22 protein-coding genes and 1 riboswitch are annotated in these 23512 nt (G+C 70.3%); of the genes, 7 read left to right on the plus strand and 15 right to left on the minus strand.

The features are described 5' to 3' along the window. Positions 1 to 23: 23 nt before the first annotated feature. The 3 genes from ACZ6ZI_RS01355 to ACZ6ZI_RS01365 all read right to left on the minus strand — a co-directional run bounded on the left by ACZ6ZI_RS01355 (position 24) and on the right by ACZ6ZI_RS01365 (position 2978). Positions 24 to 1040, minus strand: coding sequence for a C40 family peptidase (locus ACZ6ZI_RS01355; RefSeq protein ID WP_469514286.1), 1017 nt, complete (start codon positions 1038 to 1040; stop codon positions 24 to 26). A gap of 294 nt (positions 1041 to 1334) precedes the next feature. Then, a complete protein-coding gene (locus ACZ6ZI_RS01360) occupies positions 1335 to 2699 on the minus strand; it encodes an NYN domain-containing protein (protein WP_363057044.1) in 1365 nt (454 codons plus the stop codon). Between the two features lie 39 nt (positions 2700 to 2738). Further along, positions 2739 to 2978, minus strand: a complete 240-nt coding sequence (locus tag ACZ6ZI_RS01365) for a hypothetical protein (RefSeq protein ID WP_249771655.1) — start codon at positions 2976 to 2978, stop codon at positions 2739 to 2741. A 125-nt stretch (positions 2979 to 3103) separates the two neighbouring features. On the opposite strand from ACZ6ZI_RS01365, the gene ACZ6ZI_RS01370 reads away from it, so the two are divergent. Next, positions 3104 to 3826: a rhomboid family intramembrane serine protease gene (locus ACZ6ZI_RS01370; protein WP_469514289.1), complete on the plus strand. Its 723-nt coding sequence runs from the start codon at positions 3104 to 3106 to the stop codon at positions 3824 to 3826. Next, positions 3823 to 4104: an Lrp/AsnC family transcriptional regulator gene (locus tag ACZ6ZI_RS01375; RefSeq protein ID WP_008738815.1), complete on the plus strand. Its 282-nt coding sequence runs from the start codon at positions 3823 to 3825 to the stop codon at positions 4102 to 4104. Before ACZ6ZI_RS01370 ends, ACZ6ZI_RS01375 begins: the two co-directional genes overlap by 4 nt. Before the next feature lie 135 nt (positions 4105 to 4239). Here ACZ6ZI_RS01375 and ACZ6ZI_RS01380 read toward each other — a convergent pair whose 3' ends face one another. The 6 genes from ACZ6ZI_RS01380 to ctaE form a co-directional block, all read right to left on the minus strand. Then, positions 4240 to 5652 carry an aminotransferase class V-fold PLP-dependent enzyme gene (locus ACZ6ZI_RS01380; protein ID WP_469514292.1) on the minus strand — a complete coding sequence of 471 codons (1413 nt, stop codon included), beginning with the start codon at positions 5650 to 5652 and terminating at the stop codon, positions 4240 to 4242. Between the two features lie 218 nt (positions 5653 to 5870). Next, positions 5871 to 5987: riboswitch (SAM riboswitch) on the minus strand. A gap of 140 nt (positions 5988 to 6127) precedes the next feature. Beyond that, positions 6128 to 7192: an anthranilate phosphoribosyltransferase gene (trpD, locus tag ACZ6ZI_RS01385; RefSeq protein ID WP_469514294.1), complete on the minus strand. Its 1065-nt coding sequence runs from the start codon at positions 7190 to 7192 to the stop codon at positions 6128 to 6130. 179 nt (positions 7193 to 7371) lie between these two features. Further along, on the minus strand, positions 7372 to 9003 hold the full coding sequence (gene qcrB / locus ACZ6ZI_RS01390; RefSeq protein ID WP_363056887.1) for a cytochrome bc1 complex cytochrome b subunit: 1632 nt from the start codon (positions 9001 to 9003) through the stop codon (positions 7372 to 7374). Further along, positions 9000 to 10058: a cytochrome bc1 complex Rieske iron-sulfur subunit gene (gene qcrA / locus ACZ6ZI_RS01395; RefSeq protein WP_469514297.1), complete on the minus strand. Its 1059-nt coding sequence runs from the start codon at positions 10056 to 10058 to the stop codon at positions 9000 to 9002. Before qcrA ends, qcrB begins: the two co-directional genes overlap by 4 nt. Further along, positions 10055 to 10864 carry a cytochrome bc1 complex diheme cytochrome c subunit gene (qcrC, locus tag ACZ6ZI_RS01400; protein WP_363056891.1) on the minus strand — a complete coding sequence of 270 codons (810 nt, stop codon included), beginning with the start codon at positions 10862 to 10864 and terminating at the stop codon, positions 10055 to 10057. Before qcrC ends, qcrA begins: the two co-directional genes overlap by 4 nt. Before the next feature lie 77 nt (positions 10865 to 10941). Then, the gene (gene ctaE, locus ACZ6ZI_RS01405; RefSeq protein ID WP_069919977.1) at positions 10942 to 11562 is read right to left on the minus strand and encodes an aa3-type cytochrome oxidase subunit III; all 621 of its coding nucleotides are present in this window, start codon (positions 11560 to 11562) and stop codon (positions 10942 to 10944) included. Between the two features lie 187 nt (positions 11563 to 11749). Here ctaE and ACZ6ZI_RS01410 point away from each other — a divergent pair, with 187 nt between their 5' ends. Continuing rightward, positions 11750 to 12151: a DNA-binding transcriptional response regulator gene (locus ACZ6ZI_RS01410; RefSeq protein WP_363056893.1), complete on the plus strand. Its 402-nt coding sequence runs from the start codon at positions 11750 to 11752 to the stop codon at positions 12149 to 12151. 170 nt (positions 12152 to 12321) lie between these two features. On the opposite strand, the gene ACZ6ZI_RS01415 is transcribed toward ACZ6ZI_RS01410, so the two are convergent. From ACZ6ZI_RS01415 to ctaC, 4 genes are all read right to left on the minus strand, one after another. Continuing rightward, positions 12322 to 13569, minus strand: coding sequence for a L,D-transpeptidase (locus ACZ6ZI_RS01415; RefSeq protein WP_469514300.1), 1248 nt, complete (start codon positions 13567 to 13569; stop codon positions 12322 to 12324). 127 nt (positions 13570 to 13696) lie between these two features. Next, positions 13697 to 14095, minus strand: coding sequence for a cytochrome c oxidase subunit 4 (locus ACZ6ZI_RS01420; RefSeq protein ID WP_363056897.1), 399 nt, complete (start codon positions 14093 to 14095; stop codon positions 13697 to 13699). Beyond that, positions 14092 to 15822 carry an aa3-type cytochrome oxidase subunit I gene (gene ctaD / locus ACZ6ZI_RS01425; protein WP_363056899.1) on the minus strand — a complete coding sequence of 577 codons (1731 nt, stop codon included), beginning with the start codon at positions 15820 to 15822 and terminating at the stop codon, positions 14092 to 14094. Before ctaD ends, ACZ6ZI_RS01420 begins: the two co-directional genes overlap by 4 nt. After that, complete coding sequence (ctaC, locus tag ACZ6ZI_RS01430) at positions 15819 to 16793, minus strand: aa3-type cytochrome oxidase subunit II (RefSeq protein WP_363056901.1); 975 nt, start codon at positions 16791 to 16793, stop codon at positions 15819 to 15821. The genes ctaD and ctaC overlap by 4 nt, the downstream gene beginning before the upstream one ends. Positions 16794 to 17076: 283 nt before the next feature. Here ctaC and ACZ6ZI_RS01435 point away from each other — a divergent pair, with 283 nt between their 5' ends. Further along, positions 17077 to 18456 (plus strand): aminotransferase class V-fold PLP-dependent enzyme, encoded by a 1380-nt coding sequence (locus ACZ6ZI_RS01435; RefSeq protein WP_469514304.1) that lies wholly within the window; start codon positions 17077 to 17079, stop codon positions 18454 to 18456. A gap of 133 nt (positions 18457 to 18589) precedes the next feature. Here ACZ6ZI_RS01435 and ACZ6ZI_RS01440 read toward each other — a convergent pair whose 3' ends face one another. Then, positions 18590 to 19567, minus strand: coding sequence for a carbohydrate kinase family protein (locus ACZ6ZI_RS01440; RefSeq protein ID WP_363056905.1), 978 nt, complete (start codon positions 19565 to 19567; stop codon positions 18590 to 18592). A 132-nt stretch (positions 19568 to 19699) separates the two neighbouring features. Here ACZ6ZI_RS01440 and ACZ6ZI_RS01445 point away from each other — a divergent pair, with 132 nt between their 5' ends. Both ACZ6ZI_RS01445 and ACZ6ZI_RS01450 read left to right on the plus strand, forming a co-directional pair. Beyond that, the gene (locus ACZ6ZI_RS01445; RefSeq protein ID WP_363056907.1) at positions 19700 to 19915 is read left to right on the plus strand and encodes a hypothetical protein; all 216 of its coding nucleotides are present in this window, start codon (positions 19700 to 19702) and stop codon (positions 19913 to 19915) included. 84 nt (positions 19916 to 19999) lie between these two features. Continuing rightward, entirely contained in the window at positions 20000 to 21433 is a 1434-nt protein-coding gene (locus ACZ6ZI_RS01450; protein WP_469514307.1) for a hypothetical protein, read from the plus strand. Between the two features lie 118 nt (positions 21434 to 21551). Here the strand turns inward: ACZ6ZI_RS01450 and erpA are convergent, their stop codons facing one another. Further along, the gene (gene erpA, locus ACZ6ZI_RS01455; RefSeq protein WP_030010511.1) at positions 21552 to 21908 is read right to left on the minus strand and encodes an iron-sulfur cluster insertion protein ErpA; all 357 of its coding nucleotides are present in this window, start codon (positions 21906 to 21908) and stop codon (positions 21552 to 21554) included. 334 nt (positions 21909 to 22242) lie between these two features. On the opposite strand from erpA, the gene nadA reads away from it, so the two are divergent. After that, positions 22243 to 23430, plus strand: coding sequence for a quinolinate synthase NadA (nadA, locus tag ACZ6ZI_RS01460; RefSeq protein ID WP_363056911.1), 1188 nt, complete (start codon positions 22243 to 22245; stop codon positions 23428 to 23430). Positions 23431 to 23512: the final 82 nt, after the last annotated feature.

The raw sequence follows: 23512 nt of genomic DNA on the forward strand, positions 1-23512 counted from the left end.
CGGGACGCCGGACGGGGCGGGCCTCAGATGCGGACGCCGAACCGGAACGGCATGTTGTCCAGGGACTCGTACTTGACGCCGCCGCGCGGGTTGGAGGCGTGCAGGGTGGTGTTGTTCCCCGCGTACAGGCCGACGTGGTGCAGGTCGTCGTAGAAGAAGACCAGGTCGCCGGGGCGCAGTTGGTCGCGGCCGATGCGGGTGCCGTCGTTGGCCTGGGTGTAGGTGGTGCGGGAGATGGCGACGCCCGCCTGGCCGTACGCCCACTGCGTGAGTCCGGAGCAGTCGTAGGCGCCGGGGCCGGTGGCGCCCATGATGTACGCGCTGCCCAGCTTGGTCTTCGCGGCGGCCAGCGCCGCCCCGGCGCGGCCCGAGGCGCCGACCGGCGCGGCGGGGGCGGCGCCGCGGCCCTCCTTCGCCTCGTCCTCCTTCAACTGGGCGCGTTCACGCGCGGTCAGCGTGTTGAGGAGGGTCTGCGCCCGGTTCAGCCTGTCCTGGGCGGTCTTCTTCTTCGCGGCGAGTTCCTCGCGGGTCGCGTCGAGGTCGGCGAGCTTGCCGGCGGCCTCCTGGCGCTGCTGCGCGAGGGCGCGTTGTTTCGCCTGGATCCGCGCGACCGCCTCGACCTGCCTGCCGCTCAACCGCTGGAGGGTGGAGGCCTTGTCGAGGTAGCCGCCCGGGTCTGCGGACAGGAGCAGGGCCACGGCCGGGTCGAGCCCGCCGCCGCGGTACTGGGCGGTGGCCAGCGAACCGAGCGCGTTGCGCAGGTCGTTCAGCTCGCCCTGGTCGCGGGCGACCCGGTCCTGGAGCCGCTCGATCTCCCGCTCCAGCTTCTCCTGGCGTTCGCGGGCCCCGTTGGACTGTTCGCCGGCCCGTTCCGCTTCCTCGTAGAGGGCGTCGACCTGCGCCTTGACCTCGTCCTTGGTCGGCCGGTCGGGGGCGGCCACGGCCGACTGGGAGGAGAGGGCGACGGCCGCCGCCGCGGTGGCGGTGAGCACGCTCACGCGCGCGCGGGCGGGCGGCTTGGTTCGACGGTGGGACGCCACGGGGGCGGACTCCTTCACCCTCCGGCCGCCGGGCGCGGGGCGCGTCCGGCGGGCACACCCCCGCCCGACACCCCGAACGGGTGACCCATCGCACGAAGGTTTGGGCGCACCTTAGTGACCAGTCCTTGATCACTTCAAAGGGTCGGACGCAAAATTCCGCTTGGCCGCCGGCTTCGTCAACCGCCGCGCACGCCACGTGCCGACGGGCTCACGGCGCGTCCCCCGCGCCCGCCCCCGAAGGGGCCGATCCACCCGGAACGCCCGCGACGGACGCGGCCCGCGCGACGGCCGGAGTCAGGACACCCGGGCGAGCCTCTTCAGCAGCAGCGCCGACGTCACGGGCCGGGCCCCCGCCTTCGCCACCCCGTCGGCGACCTCGCGGTCGGTGGAGACCACCACCACCGGCCGGCCCGGCGGCTCCGCGCGCACCAGCTGACGGATCAACTCGTCCGCCGTCACACCGGCCTTGGAGAACAGCACCCGCACCCCGCGCGGCGGCGCGAGCAGCACCGGCGCCGCCAGCTCCGCCCCGTCGAAGACGCAGGTCATCTCGGCGCCCGTCTGCGCGGCCAGCATCGACAGCCCGCCGAGCAGCCGCAGTCGCTGCTTCTCCAGCGGCATCGTCGGATAGCCGGTCTTCGTCACGTTGTAGCCGTCGACCACCAGGTGCGCCTGCGGCAGCGCCAACAACTGGTCCAGCAGGGCCGGATCGGTCTCCGAAAGGGCCCGCGCCGCGATGTCCTTCGGCGTCATCCGACCCGGCTCCACCGCCTCGACGGTGTCCGCGGGGCGCGTCGAGACCGGCGGCAGCGCCAGCTCGCGCCGCAGCCCGGCCGCCGCGTCCAACACGGTGTCCAGCAGCAGCCGCAGCCGCATGTCCTCGATGCTGCGCCCCTCGCGGGTGGCCCGCCGCGAGGTCTCCAGCGCCGACTCCACCTCCGCCAGGCGGGACTTGAGCCGACGGCTCTCGCTCTCGGCCGCCGCCACCTGGGCCGCCGCCTCCGAACGGATCCCGTCGATCTCGGCGCCCACCTTGCGCAGGGCCGCCTCGCCCCGCTTGACGTCGCTCAGGGCGCTGCGCAGCTTGCGCTGAAGCGATTCCGCTTCCTTGCGCGCGGCCTCCAGCTCGGCCCGTACCTGGTCCCCGCCGGCGCGGTGGCTCTCCCGTACGTGGGCCAGCTCCTCGCGCAGCCGTTCCAGCTCCCGCCGGGTCTCGTCCCCGACCCGCTCGGCGTCGGCGCGCTGCGCCTCCTCCCCCGCGGCGGCGACCAACTTGACCCAGCCCGCCGGGCGCAGCACGTACGCGGCGGCCGCCACGTCCAGCGGATCGGCGGCCGCGGGCGGCGCGCCCGCGTCCAGCGCCCCGGCCAGCTCCGGCTGCGCCTCGCGCACCTTCTCCGCGATCCGGCCGCGGAAGACGGCGTCGCTCTCCACGGCGGCGGCCATCGCGTTGCCCGCGAACTTGGCGCGCCGGCTCGGGGTGAAACGGGCGTACTGGCGCAGCTGCGCCGGGAGGTCCGCGACCGTCAGTCCGCCGAAGGCGTCCGAGACGAGCGCGACGACCCGGCGCCGCACGCCTTCCGGCAGCGGACGGTCGAGGACCTCCGCGGCGTCGCCGGCCGCGTCGGCCGACCCGGCGCCGCTTGCTGGCTCCACAATCCGTCACCCCTACCGTGATCTACTGTGGGCCCCGCTCCGTCAGGAGTCGGCGCCCGGCCTGTCCACGAGCTCGATCTGGTCCACCGCGTTGCACCAGCGACAGCGCACCGACTCGATGGTCTCACTGACCACCTCGCGCTCCTCGACCTTGGGCTCCCCGGCGAGGTCCAGGTGGACGTACTCCACGACCTTCGACGATCGGGTGACGTCGAACCGCGTGAGGTTGCCGCACAGGGTGCAGCGCCACCGGGTGGTGTCGGTCGGCAGGGGAACCGTCATCAGGCCGCTCTCTCCTTCGTAGCTCATTCAATCAAAGCCTTCCGCGGCGGTCGGCGGACCGCAGCACGTAACCCTACGGCCTGGCACCGCCGTCAGGTGGGTCCACCTGCGTCATGCTCTGTCTCATGATCGTAAAGTGGCGGAGCGTAGCCGACGCCGCACGCGGCCCCGTGGTCACGTACGCGCTGATCGCCGGCTGCTGCGCGGCGTTCCTCCTCGGCCCGGCCTCGGGCCTGAATCCGACCTACGGCACGGGCGAGCGGCTGCTCGCGAACGGCACCGCGTACTTCCGGCACTGGGGCGTGGTCCCCGACGAGCTGTTCTCGGGTGCCGGACGACCGCTGCTGACCCCGCTCACGGCCCTCTTCGTCCACGGCAGTTGGCTCCACCTGCTGGGGAACATGCTGTTCCTCCACGTCTTCGGCGCGATGACGGAGCAACGGATGGGCCGGGTCCCCTTCCTGGTCTTCTACGTCACCACGGGCTACCTGGCCCTCGCGGCGTACGCGGCGGCCAACGCCTCCTCGGACCAGACGCTGGTCGGGGCCTCCGGCGCGATCTCGGCGGTCCTGGGCGCCTTCCTGTGCCTCTTCCCCAAGGCGCGGGTGACGAGCCTGTTCCCGTTCCTGCTGTTCCTGCCGCTGCGCTTCCCGGCGTGGATCGTGCTGTTGTTCTGGTTCGGGCTCCAGTGGCTGGCGGCGCACCGGGCGGAGAGCGGCCCCGGAGTGGCCTACCTCGCGCACGTCGTGGGCTTCTCGGTGGGCTTCCTGTACGCGTGGGTGCGTTATCGGCGTACGACTAGAGTGGGACGACCAGTGACCGCAGTCGAGGGAGACAGCCAGCCGTGATCACCGCGATCGTGCTCATCAAGACCAGCGTGGACCGCATCCCCGAGATCGCCGAGTCCATCGCCGCGCTGGACAGCGTCAGCGAGGTCTACTCCGTCACCGGTACGTACGACCTGATCGCCCTGGTCCGCGTGGCCCGCCACGAGAACCTGGCGGACATCATCCCGGGCCGCATCAGCAAGATCCCCGGCGTGGAGGCCACGGACACGCACGTCGCGTTCCGCACCTACTCGCAGCACGACCTCGAAGCGGCCTTCGCCATCGGCCTGGACGCCTGAGGACCGCGCCGCGCACGTCCCGCGCCGCTCCCGTCCCGCGCCGCGCCCGGCAGGCACGGGAGCCGGTGGGCCCGGCCGGGTGGTCTCCCCCCGGCCGGGCCCACCGGCTCCCGGTACCGCCGCCCGCGCCGCGCCTCAGACGGCCGGGACGCAGCGGCCCTCTTCCGTGCGGTACCGCCACTTGGCGCCGTCCGCGACCAGCTCCTTGACGGCCCCGACGAAGCGCTCGACGTGCTCGTCGGGGGTGCCCGCCCCGAAGCTGACGCGGATCGCGTTCAGGGAGCGCTCGCCGGGCGCCGCCTCGGGCGCCCCGCACTCGCCCGGCTCCTGCGGCTCGCTGCCGAGCAGGGTGCGCACCAGCGGGTGGGCGCAGAAGAGGCCGTCGCGGACGCCGATGCCGTACTCGGCGGACAGCGCGGCCGCGAAGTGGGAGCTGTTCCAGCCGTCCACGACGAACGAGATGACGCCGACGCGCGGCGCGTCGTCACCGAACAGGGACAGGACGCGGACCGCCGGGACCTCGGCCAGGCCCTCGCGGACCTTCGCGATGAGCCGGCGCTCGCGGGCGACGAGGGAGTCGAACCCCGCCTCGTTCAGGGCCTTGCAGGCGGAGGCGATCGAGTAGACGCCGATCACGTTCGGGGAACCCGCCTCGTGGCGGGCGGCCGTGGTGTGCCACTCGACGTCGACGCCGCCGTCCTCCCGACGGGCGACCTTGCGGGAGGCGCCGCCGCCGGCGAGGTAGGGCTCCGCCTCCTGGAGCCAGTCGGCGCGGCCGGCGAGGACGCCCGAGCCGAAGGGCGCGTAGAGCTTGTGCCCGGAGAAGGCGACCCAGTCCACGTCCAGCTCCCGCACCGAGACGGGGTGGTGGGGCGCCAGCTGGGCGGCGTCCAGCACGATCCGCGCGCCGTGCGCGTGCGCGGCCGCGGCCAGCTCCTTGACCGGCCACAGCTCGCCGGTGACGTTGGAGGCGCCGGTGACGCAGACCAGGGCCGGGCCGTAGGGCTCGCGGTCGGCCAGCGCCCGCTCCAGGGTGGCGACGGCCTCGCCCGGGGTGCGCGGCGCGTTGAGGTAGGTGACCTTGGCCTTCGTCCACGGCAGGAGCGAGGCGTGGTGCTCGGTCTCGAAGACGAAGACCTGGCAGTCGGCCGGGAGCACGGCGGCGAGCAGGTTCAGGGAGTCGGTGGTGGACCGGGTGAAGACCACCTGGTCGGTGGGACGGCAGTCGAGGAACTCGGCGACCGTGACCCGGCTCTGCTCGAAGAGGTCGGTGGACAGCTGCGAGAGGTACCCGGCGCCGCGGTGGACGCTGCCGTAGTACGGGGCGTACGCGGCGACGTCGTCCCAGACCCGCTGGAGGGCGGGGGCGCTGGCCGCGTAGTCCAGGGCCGCGTAGGTGACCTCGCCGCCGGTCACGAGGGGGACGGTGACGTCGCGGCCGAGGACCGGGAGCGGCCCGTCACAGGCGGGCTCCGCGGAAGCGGCGCACGCGGCGGCGGACGTGGCGGCGACGGTGGCGGAGGAGGCGGCGTTCAGGGATGCGGACATGGCGGTATCTCCCGGCAGGCAGGGCTGAATGGCTTCGGTGTGCCCGTACGCGGATACGGCGGCGCGGCCGTCGGGGGTACGGGAAAGGCCTCGGAGGAGGAAGGCGGGTGCGCGGAGGCGACCCGGGTCCGAGGGGTGAAGAAGGGGCGGATTCGCCCTATCGCATTCGCTTGCTCACGGAAAAGCTCCTCGAGAGACCAGGACCCCTGGTGTCGAGGGATCCGCGCTTGCCGTGGGCCTTGCTGCCTACGACCTGGTCATCACCCGGGGCACCCCGCCACGGAAGGAGGGTTGCCGGACAGCAAGCCGGGGCCTAAACGCTGTCACTCGTGACCTGTGAGCATCTTGCCACAAGATCCTCCGAAGACAAGACCCCGGTCCGCCATGCGGACCGGGGTCTGTTCGTTCACACCGCTTTCACGCCGTTCTCACCGCGGACCACGTCCGCGCGGCGGACGGCCCGCGCCGCGCGCGGTCAGGCGTTGCTGGCCGCCACCCAGCGCTCCAGGGCCGCACGGGCCGCGCCCGAGTCGATGGCCTCGGCCGCTCGGGCGATGCCCGCCGCGATCTGCTCCTCCAGCGAGCCCGTACCGGGGTCCAGGGCCACGAGCGCCGCAGCCGAGTTCAAGAGGACGGCGTCCCGTACGGGGCCGGTCTCGCCGGCGAACACCCGGCGCGCGACGTCCGCGTTGTAGGAGGCGTCCTCGCCGCGCAGCCGCGAGACGTCCACGAGCTCGATGCCGACGTCGCGCGGGTCGAAGGGCAGCTCGGTGACCGTGCCCTCGCGGACCCACCACACCCGGGAGGTGGCGGTCGTGGTCAGCTCGTCGAGGCCGTCGTCACCGCGGAAGACGAGCGCCGAGGAGCCGCGTTCGGCGAGGACGCCGGCCACGATGGGGGCCATCCGGGCGTCGGCGACGCCGGTGGCCTGGGCCCGCACCTTCGCCGGGTTGGTCAGCGGGCCGAGGAAGTTGAACGTCGTGCGGATGCCCAGCTCCTTGCGGGCGGCGGCCACGTGCCGCAGCGAGGGGTGGAAGCGCACCGCGAAGCAGAAGGTGATGCCCGCCCGCTCGGCCACCCGGACCACCCCTTCCGGGGTCAGGTCCAGGTTGACGCCGAGCTTCTCCAGGACGTCGGAGGAGCCGGACGCCGAGGACGCGGCCCGGTTGCCGTGCTTGACGACCTTGGCGCCGGTTCCGGCCACGACGACCGCGGACATCGTCGAGATGTTGACGGTCTTGGCTCCGTCGCCTCCGGTGCCGACGATGTCCACCGTCCGGCCCGGGACCTCGATCAGGTTGGCGTGGTCGTACATCGCCCGGACGAGACCGTTGATCTCCGCCACGGTCTCGCCCTTGGCGCGCAGGGCGACCGCGAAACCGGCGATCTGCGCGTCGGTGGCCTCACCGCGCATGATCCGGTCCATGGCCCAGGCGCTGTCGTCGGCGGTGAGGTCCTGGCCGGTCAGCAGCGCGTCGAGGACGCCCGGCCAGCCACGGGCCGCCACGCTGTCGCCGCCTGCCGGGGTCGCAACGTTCATGGTCCGCTCCTGCTGTTGGTCGGCCACCCGATGTCGGGGTCCACGTCGAAATGGGAACGATCTCAGCCTATCCAGCGCCGGAGGAAGGCGAAGAGCCCCGTCCAGACACTGGACGGGGCTCTCGCCGTGGCGACACCAGGATTGACCTGAATCAATCCCTCAAGCTGTCGTGCCGGAGATCAGTGGTGGCCGTGGCCGCTCTGGATCTCCTTGTACTCCTCGACGGTGGGCTTCGGGATCTGGTTGCCCTCCGCGAACATGCCCTTGCTGAGCTTGACGCGCAGCTTCTCCGTGGCCGTCACCTTGCGCTCGACACCGTTCTCGTCGACCGTCGGGCCGATCTCGAGCGGCTCGTACTGGTCGTGCGAGGTGAGCGTGTGCAGCTTCGCCTGCGAGAGCGGCTCGTGGACCTCGACGAACTCACCGTGCGGCAGACGCTTGATGATGCCGGTCTCGCGACCGTGCAGCACCTTGTCGTGGTCCCGGCGCTGGAGGCCGAGGCAGATCCGCTTGGTGGCGATGAAGGCCAGGACCGGGACGACGAAGAAGCCGATCCGGACGAACCAGGTGATCGAGTTGATCGACAGGTGGAAGTACTGGGCGAACATGTCGTTGCCGCCGCCGATGAGGAGCACGATGTACTCCGAGATCCAGGCGACACCGAAGGCCGTACGGGTCGGGGCGTTGCGCGGGCGGTCCAGGATGTGGTGCTCGCGCTTGTCCCCGGTGACCCAGGACTCGATGAACGGCCAGACGGCGATGGCGCCCAGGACCAGCGGGAAGAGCACCAGCGGGATGAACACGCCCAGGACGAGCGTGTGGCCCCACAGGTTGATCTCCCAGCCCGGCATGGCTCGGATGAGGCCTTCCGGCATACCCATGTACCAGTCGGGCTGCGCGCCGGTGGACACGTGGTCCGGACGGTACGGGCCGAGCGCCCAGATCGGGTTGATCGAGGCGATCGCCGCGATGGCCGCGATGACACCGAAGACCAGGAAGAAGAAGCCTCCGGCCTTGGCCATGTAGACCGGCAGCAGCGGCATGCCAACGACGTTCTTCTCGGTCTTGCCGGGGCCGGCGTACTGGGTGTGCTTGTGGAACACGACCAGGATCAGGTGCGCGACCAGCAGACCCATCATGATGCCGGGCAGCAGCAGGATGTGGACCGAGTAGAAGCGTGCGACGAAGTCGCCGCCCGGGAACTCGCCGCCGAACAGGAACATCGACAGGTAGGTGCCGACGATCGGGACGGAGAGGATGGCGCCCTGCATGAAGCGGACACCGGTACCCGAGAGCAGGTCGTCCGGCAGGGAGTAACCGGTGAAACCGGTGAACATGCCGAGGACCAGCAGCAGGAAGCCGAAGATCCAGTTGACCTCGCGCGGCTTGCGGAACGCGCCGGTGAAGAACACGCGCATCATGTGCACGACCATGGCCGCGACGAAGATGAGCGCCGCCCAGTGGTGGATCTGTCGGATGAGCAGACCACCGCGGACGTCGAAGCTGATGTCCAGGGTCGAGGCGAAGGCCTCGGACATCATGACGCCCTGCATCGGCACGTACGAGCCGTGGTACTCCACCTCGTTCATGCTCGGGTGGAAGAACAGCGTCAGGTACACACCCGTGAGGATGATGATGATGAAGGCGTAGAGGCAGATCTCACCCAGCATGAAGGACCAGTGGTCCGGGAAGATCTTGCGCATGTTCGCCTTGGCGAGGGTGTAGATGCCCAGGCGGCCGTCCGCCCAGTCCGCTACGCGCTCGCCGGCCGGCGCTTTGCGCGCCGTCTTGGACTCGGTGGCAGTGCTCATCCGCGCTCCCAGAATGCAGGACCGACGGGCTCGTCGAAGTCGCCGTGCGCCTCGAGGAAGCCTTCGTCATTCACGCCGATCCGCAGCTGCGGAAGGGCGTGACCGGCCGGGCCGAAGATGACACGGGCGCCGTCGGAGAGGTCGAAGGTGGACTGGTGGCACGGGCAGAGCACGTGGTGCGTCTGCTGCTCGTACAGGCTGATCGGGCAGCCGACGTGGGTGCAGATCTTGGAGAAGGCCACGATGCCGTCGTGGGACCACTCCAGTTCCTTCTTGTCCTTGATGTCCTCCGGCTGGATGCGGACGATCATCAGGGCGGCCTTGGCGATCTGCACCTGGAAGTCGTGCTGGTCCTCCTCCAGGCCTTCCGGCATGGCGAAGGTCAGCGAACCGACCAGGACGTCCTCGGGACGCAGCGGCTCCATCGTGTTCTGGTTGATGAGCAGCTTGCCCTTGGACCACAGGGTCTTGCGGAGCTTGTCCTCGGGCAGCGGGCCGAGGTCGCGCATGATCACGAGGGCCGACAGCGGCAGCATGGACAGCGCGCCGATCATCGTGTTCTTGATCAGGGGGCGGCGGGCGATGCCGGACTCGTTCGCACCATCGGCGAAGTCCTGCATGACCTGCGCCTTGACCTCCGGCGAAGCGGCGATCTCGTGACGGTCGTCGGCGACCTCCACGTCGGACATCAGGGTGCGGGCCCAGTGGACCGCGCCCGCGCCGATGCAGAACAGAGCCACGCCCAGGGTCAGGCCCAGGGCGAAGTTCAGGGCGCTCACCTTCCCGATGGGGAAGATGTAGACGATCTTGTCGACCGGCAGGGCCACGTACGCCGCGATGAAGCCGACCGTGGCCAGCATCGACAGCGTGAACAGCATCGCGACCGTGCGCTCGGACCGCTTGGCGGCCCGCTCGTCGATGTCCTGGATGCGCGGCTTGTGGACCGGGAGGCCGGGGTCGGCGAACGGGTCGTCCGCGACCGCCACGCCGGCGTGGTGCGCGTCGCCCTGCTCGCTCGGCAGGTGCTTCTCTTCGGGAATGTCTTGGCTACTCATGACTTCTTGGCCTTAGCGGTGTGGGCCGCGACCCAGACGGCGACAGCGATCAACGCACCCAGACCGAAGATCCAGCCGAACAGACCCTCGGAGACGGGGCCGAGGCCACCGAGCTTGAGGCCACCGGGGTTCGTCGACTTCTCGCCGTTGACGTTCTGGAGGTACGCGATGATGTCCTTCTTCTGCTTCTCCGGCATGGTGCTGTCCGGGAAGGAGGGCATGTTCTGCGGGCCGGTGAGCATGGCCTCGTAGATGTGCTTCGGCGAAACGTCCTCGAGGTTCGGGGCGTACTTGCCGTTCGTCAGCGCGCCGCCCTCGCCGGTGAAGTTGTGGCACTGCGCGCAGTTGTTGCGGAAGAGCTCACCACCGTTGGCGATGTCGGCACCAGCCGGGTCGTACTGCTTCTCGTGGGGCGTGATCGGACCGGCGCCGAGCGACGCGATGTACGCCGCGAGCTGGTCGATCTGGGCCTGGGAGTAGATGTTCGGCTTCTTCGGCACCTGCGCGCCGGGCTGCTGGGCCGGCATGCGGCCCGTGCTCACCTGGAAGTCGACGGCCGCGGAGCCGACGCCGACCAGGCTGGGGCCGTCGGACGAACCCTGACCGCCGGTCCCGTGGCAGCTTGCGCAACCCACGGCGTAGAGCTTCTTGCCCTCCTCGATGGCGAGGGACTGGGCGGTTTCATCGGCCTGCGCCTTGCTCGCGGGCGCGAAGGCGGCGTACAGCCCCCCAGTGACCGCCAGCGCGAAGAGTAGAACGACGACCGCCGCCAGCGGATGGCGTCGTCGTGCGGAGAGCTTTTTCACGGATTACCCCGGTGTCAGGATCTTCTGCGTCGGTGTTTCTGGATGGAGTGCCGGGCGCGGGCCCGGCGACGTGTTCGCTACTTGATCAGGTAGATCGTGGCGAAGAGGCCGATCCAGACGACATCGACGAAGTGCCAGTAGTAGGACACGACGATGGCCGACGTGGCCTGTTCGTGGGTGAACCTCTTGGCCGCGTACGTCCGGCCGAGGACCAGCAGGAAGGCGATGAGACCGCCCGTCACGTGCAGACCGTGGAAGCCGGTGGTCAGGTAGAAGACCGAGCCGTACGGGCCTGACGAGAGAGACATGCCCTCGTGCTTGACCAGCTCGGTGTACTCGAACACCTGGCCGCCAATGAAGATCGCACCCATGACGAACGTGATGATGAACCACGTCCGGAGCTTCTTCACGTCACCGCGCTCGGCGGCGAATACGCCGAGCTGGCAGGTGAGCGAGGAGAGCACCAGGATCGTGGTGTTCGTCGCCGAGAAGGGCAGGTTCAGGCTCGATGCCTGCTCTGTCCAGTACTCGGCGCCCGTCACGGATCGCAGGGTGAAGTACATCGCGAAGAGGGCCGCGAAGAACATCAGCTCGGAACTCAACCAGATGATGGTTCCGACGCTGACGAGGTTCGGCCGGTTGACCGTCGGGTGCGCGTGCCCGGTATCTACTGTCGTTGCTGTCGCCACGACCGACATTATGTCGGTCGCTTATCCCGCCCTCACCCCGGGGGGTGCCGTTCGGAGTGTCAGGGGCGTGCGCTAGGCCCGAACGGCCCATCAGACGAGTGATCGGGAGGCTGTCCGAACCGATGTTGACAGCCGGTCGGACGGAGTAGCATCCCGCGCATCATCAGCGTGATTCACGGACACGTGGAGGAACGAAATGCGGGCGACTGCGCGGGTTCTGGTCTACAGCGACGACGCGGGCACCCGGGAGCAGGTGCGGCTGGCGGCCGGGCGCAGGCCGGCGGCGGACCTGCCGCCGGTGGAGTTCCTGGAGTGCGCCACGCTTCCGGCGGTTCTCAAGGAACTGGACGCGGGCGGCGTCGACGTGTGCGTGTTGGACGGCGAGGCGGTCCCGGCCGGGGGCATGGGCGTGTGCCGGCAGATCAAGGACGAGATCTTCCGGTGCCCCCCGGTGCTGCTGCTGATGGGGCGCCCGCAGGACGCCTGGTTGGCCACCTGGAGCCGCGCGGACGCCGCCGTCACCCTTCCGGTGGATCCGGTGGACTTCCCCGAGGTCTTGGCGGGCCTCCTGCGCTCCCGGCTGTCCCTGGACGCCTGAGCGGCGCACGAGGGGCCCCCGAGGGCCTCTCCGGGGCCACGACGGGCCCTGCGGCGCCCCACGGCGCCCCACAACGCCCCACGGGCGCCCGTACGGACGCCCGTGGGGTCTTGATCCGGCCCGATCCCGCCCGGTGCCGCGTCGGCCCGGCCGTCGGATCGGGCGCGCGGCTACACGGTGGGGCGCAGGCGGGCCTGGTCGAGGGGGCTGCGGCCTTCCTGGGTGCCCTTCAGGAGGGCGCTGCCCTCGCGCCATTCCTTCCAGTCCATGTTCCAGTCGCCGTAGCCGTTCCCGAAGGTGTCCATGTCGTCGCCGATGCTGTTGATCACCTTGACGATGTCGCCCTCGGTGATGTTCTCGTAGAACCAGGCGGCGTTGCCGGTGCTCATGCCGGTGCAGCCGTGGCTGACGTTCTCGTAGCCGTGGGAGCCGATGGACCACGGCGCGGCGTGCACGTATTCACCGCTCCACGTCACCCGCGTGGCGTAGTAGACGGGCAAGTTGTAGTACTCGCTGCCGCCGATGCCGACGGTGTCGCCGCGCATCTGGACGAAGTACTGCTTCCCGAGCACCACCTTGACCCCGTTGCGGGTGGAGAAGCCCGGCTTCCCGGTGGTCACCGGAATGGTGTTGATCACTTCTCCGTTGCGCTCGAACGTGAGGTAGTGCGAGGAGGCGTCGGTGGTGACCTCCACGCGGTCGCCGATCTCCAGCTTCACCGGCTTGGACGCGGTGCCGTGGAGCTCGTCGCCGATCTTGACGCCCTCCAGGTTGCTCCGTACGGAGACCTCGGTGTGCGCGGGCCAGTAGTCCTTCGGGCGGTAGTGCAGGTTCTTGTCGTCGACCCAGTGCCAGGCGCCCTCGACTCCGCTGGGCGCGTCGACGACCAGGCCGCGTTCGACGAGGGCCCGTTGGGCCTTGTCCTTGACGGGCTCGCTGAGTTCGGCGGTGAAGGGCTGTCCGACGCCGTACGTCCCCTCGTCCGGGCCGAACTCGACCTGGAGGACCTTCTTGGCCGGGGTGGTGTCGAAGGCCAGCGTGCGGCGCCCCGAGGCGCCGCGTTCGTCCTCGGTGCCCACGGTGACGGTGTAGTGGACGCCCGCGGCCATCGGGGCGGTGCTGTGCCAGCGGTCGCCCTTCGCCGAGAGTTCACCCGCCAGGCGCCGCCCGTGGGTGTCCACGACGGTCACGTCGGTCAACCGGGTCCGGGGGGCCTTGACGGTGACCTCCAGGGGCTTGTCGGGATCGACGGCCCGACCACCGGCGGTCCGGTTGAAGGCGACCTGGTCCGCCGCGTCGTACGGGCGGGCGGACAGCGGGTTGTCCTCTTCCGACCCGCACGCGGTGGCGCCGGCACCGAGGGACGCGACCAGCAGGGAACAGCCGATGACCGTCCAGAGACGCGGTGAGTGCTTCATGGAGCCAACGCTATGAAGATATGACATTTACGGCGCGCGGGGTGACTGCAAACGAGGGGCCCGGACTCCTCCGAAAAGGTGTCCGGGCCCCTCAAGGCGTCACGGCGTCGCCGTGCCGTAGTGCTCGTTACTGGTTCTGGTTCTCACCGCGGTAGTACTCGTACACCCAGCCCCACAGGCCGATCAGGATGATCGGGGCCGAGAAGTACATGAGCCACCAGCCGAAGACGACGCCCATGAACGCGAGCGCGCCACCGATCGCCAGCGAGAGCGGCTGCCAGCTGTGCGGGGCGAAGAACCCCAGCTCGCCCGCCTCGTCGGCGACGTCGGCCTCCAGGTTGTCCTGGGCCATCTCGTCCACGCGCTTGGCCGTGAAGGCCAGGTAGTAGCCGATCATGGCGCTCAGGCCGAAGGCCAGCGCGAGAGCGGTGGTGCCGACCGGCTCCTTCGACCACACGCCGTACACGACGGTCATGATCAGGATGAAGACGGCGAGCCAGAGGAACATCTTGCCCTGGATCTTCACTTGCCGGCCTCCTTGCCACCGGTGACGGCCTTGGTGCCGGCGCTGTGGTCCTCGAGGTGGTCGAGGGCAGCGATCTCCGGGTGGTGCAGGTCGAACGCCGGCGATTCACTGCGGATGCGCGGCAGGGTGAGGAAGTTGTGCCGCGGCGGCGGGCAGGAGGTCGCCCACTCCAGCGAACGGCCGTAGCCCCACGGGTCGTCGACCTCGATCTTCTTGCCGTACTTGGCGGTCTTCCAGACGTTGTACATGAACGGAAGCATCGACAGGCCGAGCAGGAACGAGCTGATCGTGGAGATCGTGTTCAGCGCGGTGAAGCCGTCGGCGGCGAGGTAGTCCGCGTAACGACGCGGCATGCCCTCGGCACCGAGCCAGTGCTGCACCAGGAAGGTGCCGTGGAAGCCGATGAACAGCGTCCAGAAGGTGATCTTGCCCAGGCGCTCGTCCAGCATCTTGCCCGTGAACTTCGGCCACCAGAAGTGGAAGCCGGAGAACATCGCGAAGACCACGGTGCCGAAGATGACGTAGTGGAAGTGCGCGACGACGAAGTACGAGTCGGAGACGTGGAAGTCCATCGGGGGCGAGGCCAGGATGACGCCGGTCAGACCACCGAAGGTGAAGGTGATCAGGAAGCCGACGGCCCAGAGCATCGGGGTCTCGAAGGACAACGAGCCCTTCCACATGGTGCCGATCCAGTTGAAGAACTTCACACCGGTCGGTACCGCGATCAGGAAGGTCATGAAGGAGAAGAACGGCAGCAGCACACCACCGGTGACGTACATGTGGTGGGCCCACACCGTCACGGACAGACCGGCGATCGCGATCGTCGCGGCGATCAGACCGATGTAACCGAACATCGGCTTGCGCGAGAAGACCGGGATGACCTCGGAGATGATGCCGAAGAACGGCAGCGCGATGATGTACACCTCTGGGTGTCCGAAGAACCAGAAGAGGTGCTGCCACAGGAGTGCGCCACCGTTGGCCGCGTCGAAGACGTGCGCACCGAACTTCCGGTCGGCCTCCAGCGCGAAGAGCGCGGCGGCGAGGACCGGGAAGGCGAGCAGGACCAGGACACCGGTCAGCAGGACGTTCCAGGTGAAGATCGGCATGCGGAACATCGTCATGCCGGGAGCGCGCATGCAGATGATCGTGGTGATGAAGTTGACCGAACCGAGGATCGTGCCGAAGCCCGAGAAGGCCAGACCCATGATCCACATGTCGGCGCCGATGCCCGGCGAGCGGACGGCGTCCGACAGCGGGGAGTAGGCGAACCAACCGAAGTCGGCGGCACCCGAGGGGGTGACGAAGCCGGCCACCGCGATGGTCGAGCCGAAGAGGTACAGCCAGTACGCGAACATGTTCAGCCGCGGGAACGCCACGTCGGGCGCGCCGATCTGCAGCGGCATGATCCAGTTGGCGAAGCCCGCGAAGAGCGGGGTGGCGAACATCAGCAGCATGATCGTGCCATGCATGGTGAACGCCTGGTTGAACTGCTCGTTCGACATGATCTGCGTGCCCGGACGGGCCAGCTCGGCGCGCATGAACAGCGCCATGACGCCGCCGATGATGAAGAACACGAACGACGTGACCAGGTACATCGTGCCGATGGTCTTGTGGTCGGTCGTGGTAAGCCACTTCACGACCACGTTGCCCGGCTGCTTGCGCCTAACCGGCAGCTCGTTCTCGTACGAGTCGGCGGCGGCACCCTGGGATTCGTTGAGGATGCTCACAGTTTGTTCGTCTCCGCATTCCGGGCCGGGTCAGTCTGCTTGATGCCGGCCGGCAGGAAGCCGGTCTGACCCTTCTCCGCCAGCTCCTTGAGGTGCGCCTTGTACTCCGCCGGAGAGACGACCTTCACGTTGAAGAGCATGCGGGAGTGGTCGACACCACACAGCTCGGCACACTTGCCCATGAAGGTGCCTTCCTGGGTCGGGGTGACCTCGAAGACATTGGTGTGGCCGGGGATCACGTCCTGCTTGAACAGGAAGGGCACCACCCAGAAGGAGTGGATGACGTCGTTCGACGACAGGATGAAGCGGACCTTCTCGCCCTTGGGCAGGTAGAGAGTCGGCCCCGGGTTGTTGGTGTCCGGGTTCCGGTCGCCGGGGACGCCCTTCTCGTAGACGCCTTCGGCGCCCGCGGGGAAGGCCTTGGTGTAGCGGTCCGGCAGGGTGGCGAGTTCCTTCGGAACCACGCCCGCCTTCGGCGTCGCGGCGTCACCGTCGACGTTCTCGACGTAGTTGAAGCCCCAGCTCCACTGGAAGCCGATCACGTTGATCGTGTGCGCCGGCTTGGCGGAGAGGGAGAGCAGCTTCGACTCGTCACGCGCGGTGAAGTAGAAGAGCACCGAGACGATGATGAGCGGGACCACGGTGTACAGCGCCTCGATCGGCATGTTGTACCGGGTCTGCGCGGGGACCTCGATCTTCGTCCGGCTACGCCGGTGGAAGATGACGCTCCACATGATCAGGCCCCACACCAGGATGCCCGTGATGAGAGCGGCCGCCCAGGATCCCTGCCACAGGGAGAGGATGCGAGGCGCCTCCTCCGTGACCGGGGTGGGCATTCCGAGGCGGGGGAAGTCTTTCCAGGTGTACGAGCAACCAGTGGCGGTCGCCAGGACCACGCCCGCAGTCAGCGCCTGCAGCAGCTTCCGCCGCATCGGGCGCCGCGGCGAGCGGTCGGAGCCGTAGGGACTCACGTAGCGCCTTCCCGAGAGTCTCGGCCCGCGCGGCCGGCCGCGGCCGTGTTCGGGTCGGTCGCCGGCCCTGACGCAGGCAGGGGTTTGGATGTTTATGCGGACCAAACCCTACTGGACGCTATTTGGGGTCGCGCGGGGAGGGTGCCCAACGCGCCGCTACTGCCCCCGAAGGGATGGATCCGCCGTACGGGGGACGGTCCATACGGCCCTGAACCGCGGGCTCGGCGGGACATCTGACGGACCCTGACCCGGACCCGCCGAACGCCCGGGTTAGCGTGGCCCGATGCCCTACTTCGACACCGCGTCCGCCGCCCCGCTGCACCCCGTCGCCCGGCAGGCGTTGCAGGCCGCACTGGACGAGGGCTGGGCGGATCCGGCCAGGCTCTACCGCGAGGGGCGCCGGGCACGACTGTTGTTGGACGCGGCCCGGGAGGCGGCGGCCGAGGCGGTGGGCTGTCGCGCCGACGAGCTCGTGTTCACTCCTTCGGGGACGCACGCGGTTCACACGGGGGTGGCGGGGGTCCTCGCCGGGCGCCGGCGTGTCGGCGCCCGACTGGTCGTGTCCGCGGTCGAACACAGTTCTGTACTCCACGCGGCGGAGCTGCACGCGGCGGCCGGCGGGACGGTGACGCAGGTCGCGGTGGACCGCTTCGGCGCGGTTTCGCCCGACGGGTACGCCGCCGCGCTCGGCGAGGGCACGGCGCTGGCCTGCCTCCAGTCGGCCAACCACGAGGTGGGCACGGTCCAGCCGGTCGCGGAGGTCGCCGAGCTGTGCGCCGGGGCCGGGGTCCCCCTTCTGGTGGACGCGGCGCAGTCGCTGGCCTGGGGACGGGTGCAGGCCGACTGGTCGGTGCTGACGGGCAGTGCGCACAAGTGGGGCGGGCCGCCCGGGGTGGGGCTCCTCGCGGTCCGCAAGGGGGTCCGCTTCTCCCCCCAAGGACCCGCCGACGAAAGGGAGTCGGGCCGCTCCCCCGGTTTCGCCAACCTGCCGGCGATCGTCGCCGCGGCGGCCTCGCTGCGGGCGGTGCGGGCGGAGGCCGACACGGAGGCGGCGCGGCTGCGGGTGTTGGTGGACCGGATCCGGCGGCGGGTCGCCCGGCTGGTGCCGGACGTGGAGGTCGTCGGCGACCCGGACCGGCGACTGCCGCACCTGGTGACCTTCTCCTGCCTGTACGTCGACGGCGAGAGCCTGCTGCACGAGCTGGACCGGGCGGGCTACTCCGTCTCCTCCGGGTCCTCCTGCACCAGCTCGACGCTGACCCCCAGTCACGTGCTGCGGGCGATGGGGGTGCTGTCGGAGGGGAACGTACGAGTGTCCCTGCCGGTCGGGACCTCCGCCGACGAGGTCAACGGCTTCCTGGAGGTGTTGCCGGGCGCGGTGGCCGGCGTCCGGGAGAAGCTGGGGGTCGGGGAGCCGGTGACGGTCGCGCCGGTGGCGCAGTCCCTGGAGCTGGACGCCCTCGGGTTGCGCTGCCCGCAGCCGGTGATCGAGCTGGCCCGGGCGATCGGGCGGGTGCCGGTCGGGGGCACCGTGACCGTCCTGTCGGACGACGAGGTCGCGCGGCTGGACATCCCGGCGTGGTGCGCGATCCGCGGCCAGGCGTACCTCGGCGAGGCCGAGGCCCCCGTCGGAGCGGCGTACACGGTCCGCCGCCTGGTCTGACGCCCCGGCCGGCCGCCGCGGCGGCCGGTGTCCTCCCCCGCCGCCGACGCCGGCGCCGGCCCCCGAACGCCGGACGCCCGCGCCGCGGCCGGGGGCCGAGCGGCGCGGGCGACGCGTCGAGGGAGGGGTCGGATCAGACCGTCAGGTGCGCCCGCACCTCGGCGGCGGCGTCGTCCCCGTAGGCCTTCGTGAAGCGCTCCATGAAGTGGGCGCGCGCCAGGGTGTACTCCTGCGTGCCCAGGGTCTCGATCACGAGCGTCGCCAGCATGCAGCCCACCTGCGCGGCCCGCTCCAGGCCGACGCCCCAGCCGAGGCCGGTCAGGAAGCCCGCGCGGAACGCGTCGCCGACGCCGGTCGGGTCGACCTTCGCGGTCTCCTCGGGGCATCCGACCAGGATGGGCTCGTGCCCGACGCGCTCGATGCGCACGCCCTGCGATCCCAGGGTGGTGACCCGGGTGCCGACCTTCGCGAGGATCTCCTCGTCGGTCCAGCCGGACTTCGACTCGATGAGCCCCTTCTCGTACTCGTTCGAGAAGAGGTAGGTCGCGCCCTCCATCAGGGTGCGGATGTTCTCGCCGTCCATGCGCGCGATCTGCTGCGAGAAGTCCGCGGCGAAGGGGATGCCGCGCGTACGGCACTCCTCCGTGTGGCGGAGCATCGCCTCGGGGTCGTCGGCGCCGATGAGGACGAGGTCCAGCCCGCCCACGCGGTCGGCGACGGCCTTCAGCTCGATCTGTCGGGCCTCGCTCATCGCGCCCGTGTAGAAGGAGCCGATCTGGTTGTGGTCGGCGTCCGTCGTGCAGACGAAGCGCGCGGTGTGCAGGACCTCGGAGATCCGCACGGATTCGGTGTCGACGCCGTGCCGGTCGAGCCAGGCGCGGTACTCGTCGAAGTCCGAGCCGGCGGCGCCGACGAGGATCGGGCGGCTGCCGAGCTGCCCCATGCCGAAGCAGATGTTCGGGCCGACCCCGCCCCGCCGCACGTCGAGGTTGTCGACGAGGAAGGAGAGGGAGACCGTGTGGAGCTGATCGGCGACGAACTGGTCGGCGAAGCGGCCCGGGAAGGTCATGAGGTGGTCGGTGGCGATGGAGCCGGTGACTGCGATGCGCACGGCGTGGATGCTCCTGCGGAGGACGGCGAGGGGACAGTCAAAGCTACCCGGTCACGGACCCCCGGCCGACCGTACGAAACTACCCCGTAGTAGGACTTCCTTCGCTCGCGATGGCGTGCCTAACGTGCCCCCATGACCTATACCGATGGCTTCGGGTACGCCGAGTACACCGCCGACGCCCGTCCCGGCTTCGCGCGACTGCTGGGCGACTGCGCACGGATGGCACCACACTGGCCGGTCCCGCACGAGCCCCGACCGGCCCGGGTCGACCCCTCCCGGATCCACGGCGTGCGCGTGCCGCCGGCCTCCGCGCGTCTGATCGCGTCCACCGCGGCGTACGGCGACTGACCCGACCGGACCCGGGGAACCGGTTCGGCGTCCGCCGCGTCACACCCGCATCACGTACGGCGGGACACGCGAAGGAGCGAATCGGTGACCAGCGAACAACCCGACACAGCACGCCCCACACGACGGCGGCCGTCCTGGGCCATCGGCTCGGTCGCGGCCGCCGTCCTCCTGGCCGGCGGCGGTACGGCCTACTGGGCGACGACGGCCCACGGCGACGCCTCGACCGGCGGCGGCCGTACGGGTGACAGCGCGGCCTCGGCGCCCCGCGCGGCGGGCACCCCCTCCGGCCCCGGCATCGCGCCCGGCGAGCCGGACCCCTCCGGCGGTCCGGTGGTCTACCGGGCCGAGGCGAAGCTGCCCGAGGGACCGGGCACCGCGCCCTCCTTCGCCGCGTCCGGGGAGGTCACCTCCGACGAGGTGGCCCGGCTCGCGAAGTCCCTCGGCATCGCGGGCATCCCCCGGCTGAGCGGCGACACCTGGACGGCGGGCGAGGTCGCCGACGGCTCCGGCCCCCGGCTCACCGTGACCCGCAAGGCGCCCGGCACCTGGAGCTTCACCCGTTTCCAGGCCGCCGGCGCCGGCGACGACTGCGTTCGGGGCAAGGACACCTGCGGCCCGGCCACCCTCCCGCAGGCCGCCGACGGCGCGGCCGGCGGGCCGGTGTCCGAGCAGGCGGCCAAGGCGGCCGCCGCGCCGGTGCTGGCCGCCGCCGGCCAGGCCGACGCCAAGGTGGACGCCCACCTCACCCAGGGCGCGGTCCGGGTGGTGAGCGCCGACCCGGTGGTGGGCGGGCTGCCGACCCAGGGATGGTCGAGCAAGGTGAGCGTGGGCGCCGACGGTCAGGTCGTGACGGGCGGCGGTGAGCTGAAGGCCCCGGTCCGGGCGGCCGAGCGGGCGGTGGTCGGGGCCGTCGAGGCGCTGGCCCGGCTCAACGAGGCCGGCAAGGGTGGTGACGGTACGGGCCCGGGCCCCAGCGGCTGCGCCACGTCCGTCCCGCTGACCCCGGACACCCCGACGGGGGCCACGGACACGCTGCCCTGCAACCCGGAGCCGCGCCCGATGAAGCCGCCGCGGACCGAGACGGTCCGGAGCGCCGTGCTGGGGCTGGCGCCGGGAACGGTCGACGGCGGCCGGGGGCTCGTACCGGCCTGGCTGTTCGAGGTGGCGGGCAAGGCGGGGGCCCCGGGCCGCACGGTGGTCCAGGCGGCCGGCGCCGACGAGGGCGCCAAGACCGCCCCGGTCCCGCCGGCGGGGCGGACGGTGCCCGGGTTCTCGTACGCCGCATCCGACCGGAAGCTGACCGTCGACTTCTGGGGCGGGGCGTGCAGCACCTACGCCCTGGAGGTGCGGGAGGAGGCCGCCTCGGTGATGGTGAAGATCACGGACACGCCCACCAACCCCGGTCAGGCCTGCATCCTGATCGCGCAGGAGATGTCCCTGACGGCGGACCTGAAGCAGCCGCTCGGCGACCGCGAGGTGGTCGACGCGACGACGGGCAAGCCGCTGACCCGCCGGTGAGCGGGAGCGGGTGAACAAGGGCGGCTGAACGGACGAAGGCCTCGGTGCCGGTCGGAATCGACCGGCACCGAGGCCTTCGTCGCAGGGGTCCGGCCGCGAGGGCCGGACCCGCCGCTGCCTAGCTGAACGAGTCGCCGCAGGCGCAGGAGCCGGTGGCGTTCGGGTTGTCGATGGTGAAGCCCTGCTTCTCGATGGTGTCGACGAAGTCGATCGAGGCGCCGTGCAGGTACGGGGAGCTCATCCGGTCCGTGACGACCTTCACGCCGTCGAAGTCCTTGACGACGTCGCCGTCGAGGGAGCGCTCGTCGAAGAAGAGCTGGTAGCGCAGGCCGGAGCAACCGCCGGGCTGGACGGCGACGCGCAGCGCGAGGTCATCGCGGCCCTCCTGCTCCAGCAGGGTCCTGACCTTCTCGGCGGCGGCGTCGGACAGGAGGATGCCGTCGCTCACAGTGGTCTTGTCGTCCTGTACGGACATCTGCATTCACTCCCGAAGTGGGCGGCTCCCCGCCGGAGGCTGGGGAAACGTCGGACTCTTGCCGTCGGTGGCAACCAGCCGGTCCACGGATTCATTCCGGATCCGGCTCCTTGTTTCAGACATTCATGCTCGCACACCCACGCGGAGCGGTGGACCCCTCGACGAGGGACGGTGGAGGGAGCCCTTCGGGACGGGCGAATGCGTCACATCGACACGAGCGGCCATCGTCAAAGTGACGTGAACCGGTTATGATAGATAGCGTCATATAGACGAGAAGTCGTGAGTGAAGTCGAAGCGAAGGCTTCGGGATTTCCCTTGTCGCGGAACAGAAAGGGTGCGTGTCGTGACCACCGCCCAGCCTTTGGACGTCCAGCCGACGCCCCTTGCCCTGCTGCTGCTCGGCCGTGAGGCCGACCCCAAGAGCGAGCGCGGGGTGGAGTGCCCCGGCGACCTGCCCTCGCCGTCCGACCCGAACCTGGTGGCCCGCGCCCGCGCGGCCAAGGAGAAGCTCGGGGACAAGGTGTTCATCCTCGGACACCACTACCAGCGTGACGAGGTCATCGAGTTCGCCGACGTCACCGGTGACTCCTTCAAGCTGGCCAAGGACGCGGCCGCCAAGCCGGAGGCCGAGTACATCGTCTTCTGCGGCGTGCACTTCATGGCCGAGTCCGCGGACATCCTCACGTCCGACGACCAGAAGGTCGTCCTGCCCGACCTGGCCGCCGGCTGCTCGATGGCCGACATGGCCACCGCCGAGCAGGTCGCGGAGTGCTGGGACGCGCTGACGGACGCCGGCATCGCCGACGTCACGGTGCCCGTCTCGTACATGAACTCCTCCGCCGACATCAAGGCCTTCACCGGCAAGCACGGCGGCACGATCTGCACCTCGTCCAACGCGAAGAAGGCCCTGGACTGGGCCTTCGAGCAGGGCGAGAAGGTGCTCTTCCTGCCGGACCAGCACCTGGGCCGCAACACCGCCGTCCGCGACATGGGCATGTCCCTGGACGACTGCGTGGTCTACAACCCGCACAAGCCGAACGGCGGCCTGACCGTCGAGCAGCTGCGCGGCGCCAAGATGATCCTGTGGCGCGGGCACTGCTCGGTGCACGGCCGGTTCTCGGTCGACTCGGTCAACGACGTGCGCGAGCGCATCCCGGGCGTGAACGTCCTCGTCCACCCGGAGTGCAAGCACGAGGTCGTGGCCGCCGCCGACTACGTCGGCTCGACGGAGTACATCATCAAGGCCCTGGAGGCGGCCCCGGCCGGCTCGAAGTGGGCCATCGGCACGGAGCTGAACCTGGTCCGCCGACTGGCGAATCGTTTCGCGGCGGAGGACAAGGAGGTCGTCTTCCTCGACAAGACGGTCTGCTTCTGCTCGACGATGAACCGCATCGACCTGCCGCACCTGGTGTGGACCCTGGAGTCCCTGGCCGAGGGCAACCTCGTCAACCGCATCCAGGTCGACAAGGAGACCGAGAGCTTCGCGAAGCTCGCGCTGGAGCGGATGCTCTCGCTCCCGTAGCGGAACCCGCACACGACCCGAAGGGCGCCCGGCACAGGCCGGGCGCCCTTCGGCGTTCCTCGGCGCCGCGTGCGAAGGGCGT

The sequence above is a fragment of the Streptomyces sp. NPDC103540 genome, assembly GCF_055584445.1.

What these genes read in the sequence shown, in the direction of transcription:
- ACZ6ZI_RS01410 (WP_363056893.1), top strand. Translation starts at nt 11,750, where the DNA reads ATGCGGGCGACTGCGCGGGTTCTGGTCTACAGCGACGACGCGGGCACC.
- trpD (WP_469514294.1), bottom strand. Translation starts at nt 7,192, where the DNA reads ATGAACGTTGCGACCCCGGCAGGCGGCGACAGCGTGGCGGCCCGTGGC.
- ACZ6ZI_RS01380 (WP_469514292.1), bottom strand. Translation starts at nt 5,652, where the DNA reads ATGTCCGCATCCCTGAACGCCGCCTCCTCCGCCACCGTCGCCGCCACG.
- qcrB (WP_363056887.1), bottom strand. Translation starts at nt 9,003, where the DNA reads ATGAGCACTGCCACCGAGTCCAAGACGGCGCGCAAAGCGCCGGCCGGC.
- ACZ6ZI_RS01415 (WP_469514300.1), bottom strand. Translation starts at nt 13,569, where the DNA reads ATGAAGCACTCACCGCGTCTCTGGACGGTCATCGGCTGTTCCCTGCTG.
- ACZ6ZI_RS01365 (WP_249771655.1), bottom strand. Translation starts at nt 2,978, where the DNA reads ATGACGGTTCCCCTGCCGACCGACACCACCCGGTGGCGCTGCACCCTG.
- erpA (WP_030010511.1), bottom strand. Translation starts at nt 21,908, where the DNA reads ATGTCCGTACAGGACGACAAGACCACTGTGAGCGACGGCATCCTCCTG.
- ACZ6ZI_RS01435 (WP_469514304.1), top strand. Translation starts at nt 17,077, where the DNA reads ATGCCCTACTTCGACACCGCGTCCGCCGCCCCGCTGCACCCCGTCGCC.
- ctaE (WP_069919977.1), bottom strand. Translation starts at nt 11,562, where the DNA reads ATGTCGGTCGTGGCGACAGCAACGACAGTAGATACCGGGCACGCGCAC.
- ACZ6ZI_RS01370 (WP_469514289.1), top strand. Translation starts at nt 3,104, where the DNA reads ATGATCGTAAAGTGGCGGAGCGTAGCCGACGCCGCACGCGGCCCCGTG.
- qcrA (WP_469514297.1), bottom strand. Translation starts at nt 10,058, where the DNA reads ATGAGTAGCCAAGACATTCCCGAAGAGAAGCACCTGCCGAGCGAGCAG.
- ACZ6ZI_RS01445 (WP_363056907.1), top strand. Translation starts at nt 19,700, where the DNA reads ATGACCTATACCGATGGCTTCGGGTACGCCGAGTACACCGCCGACGCC.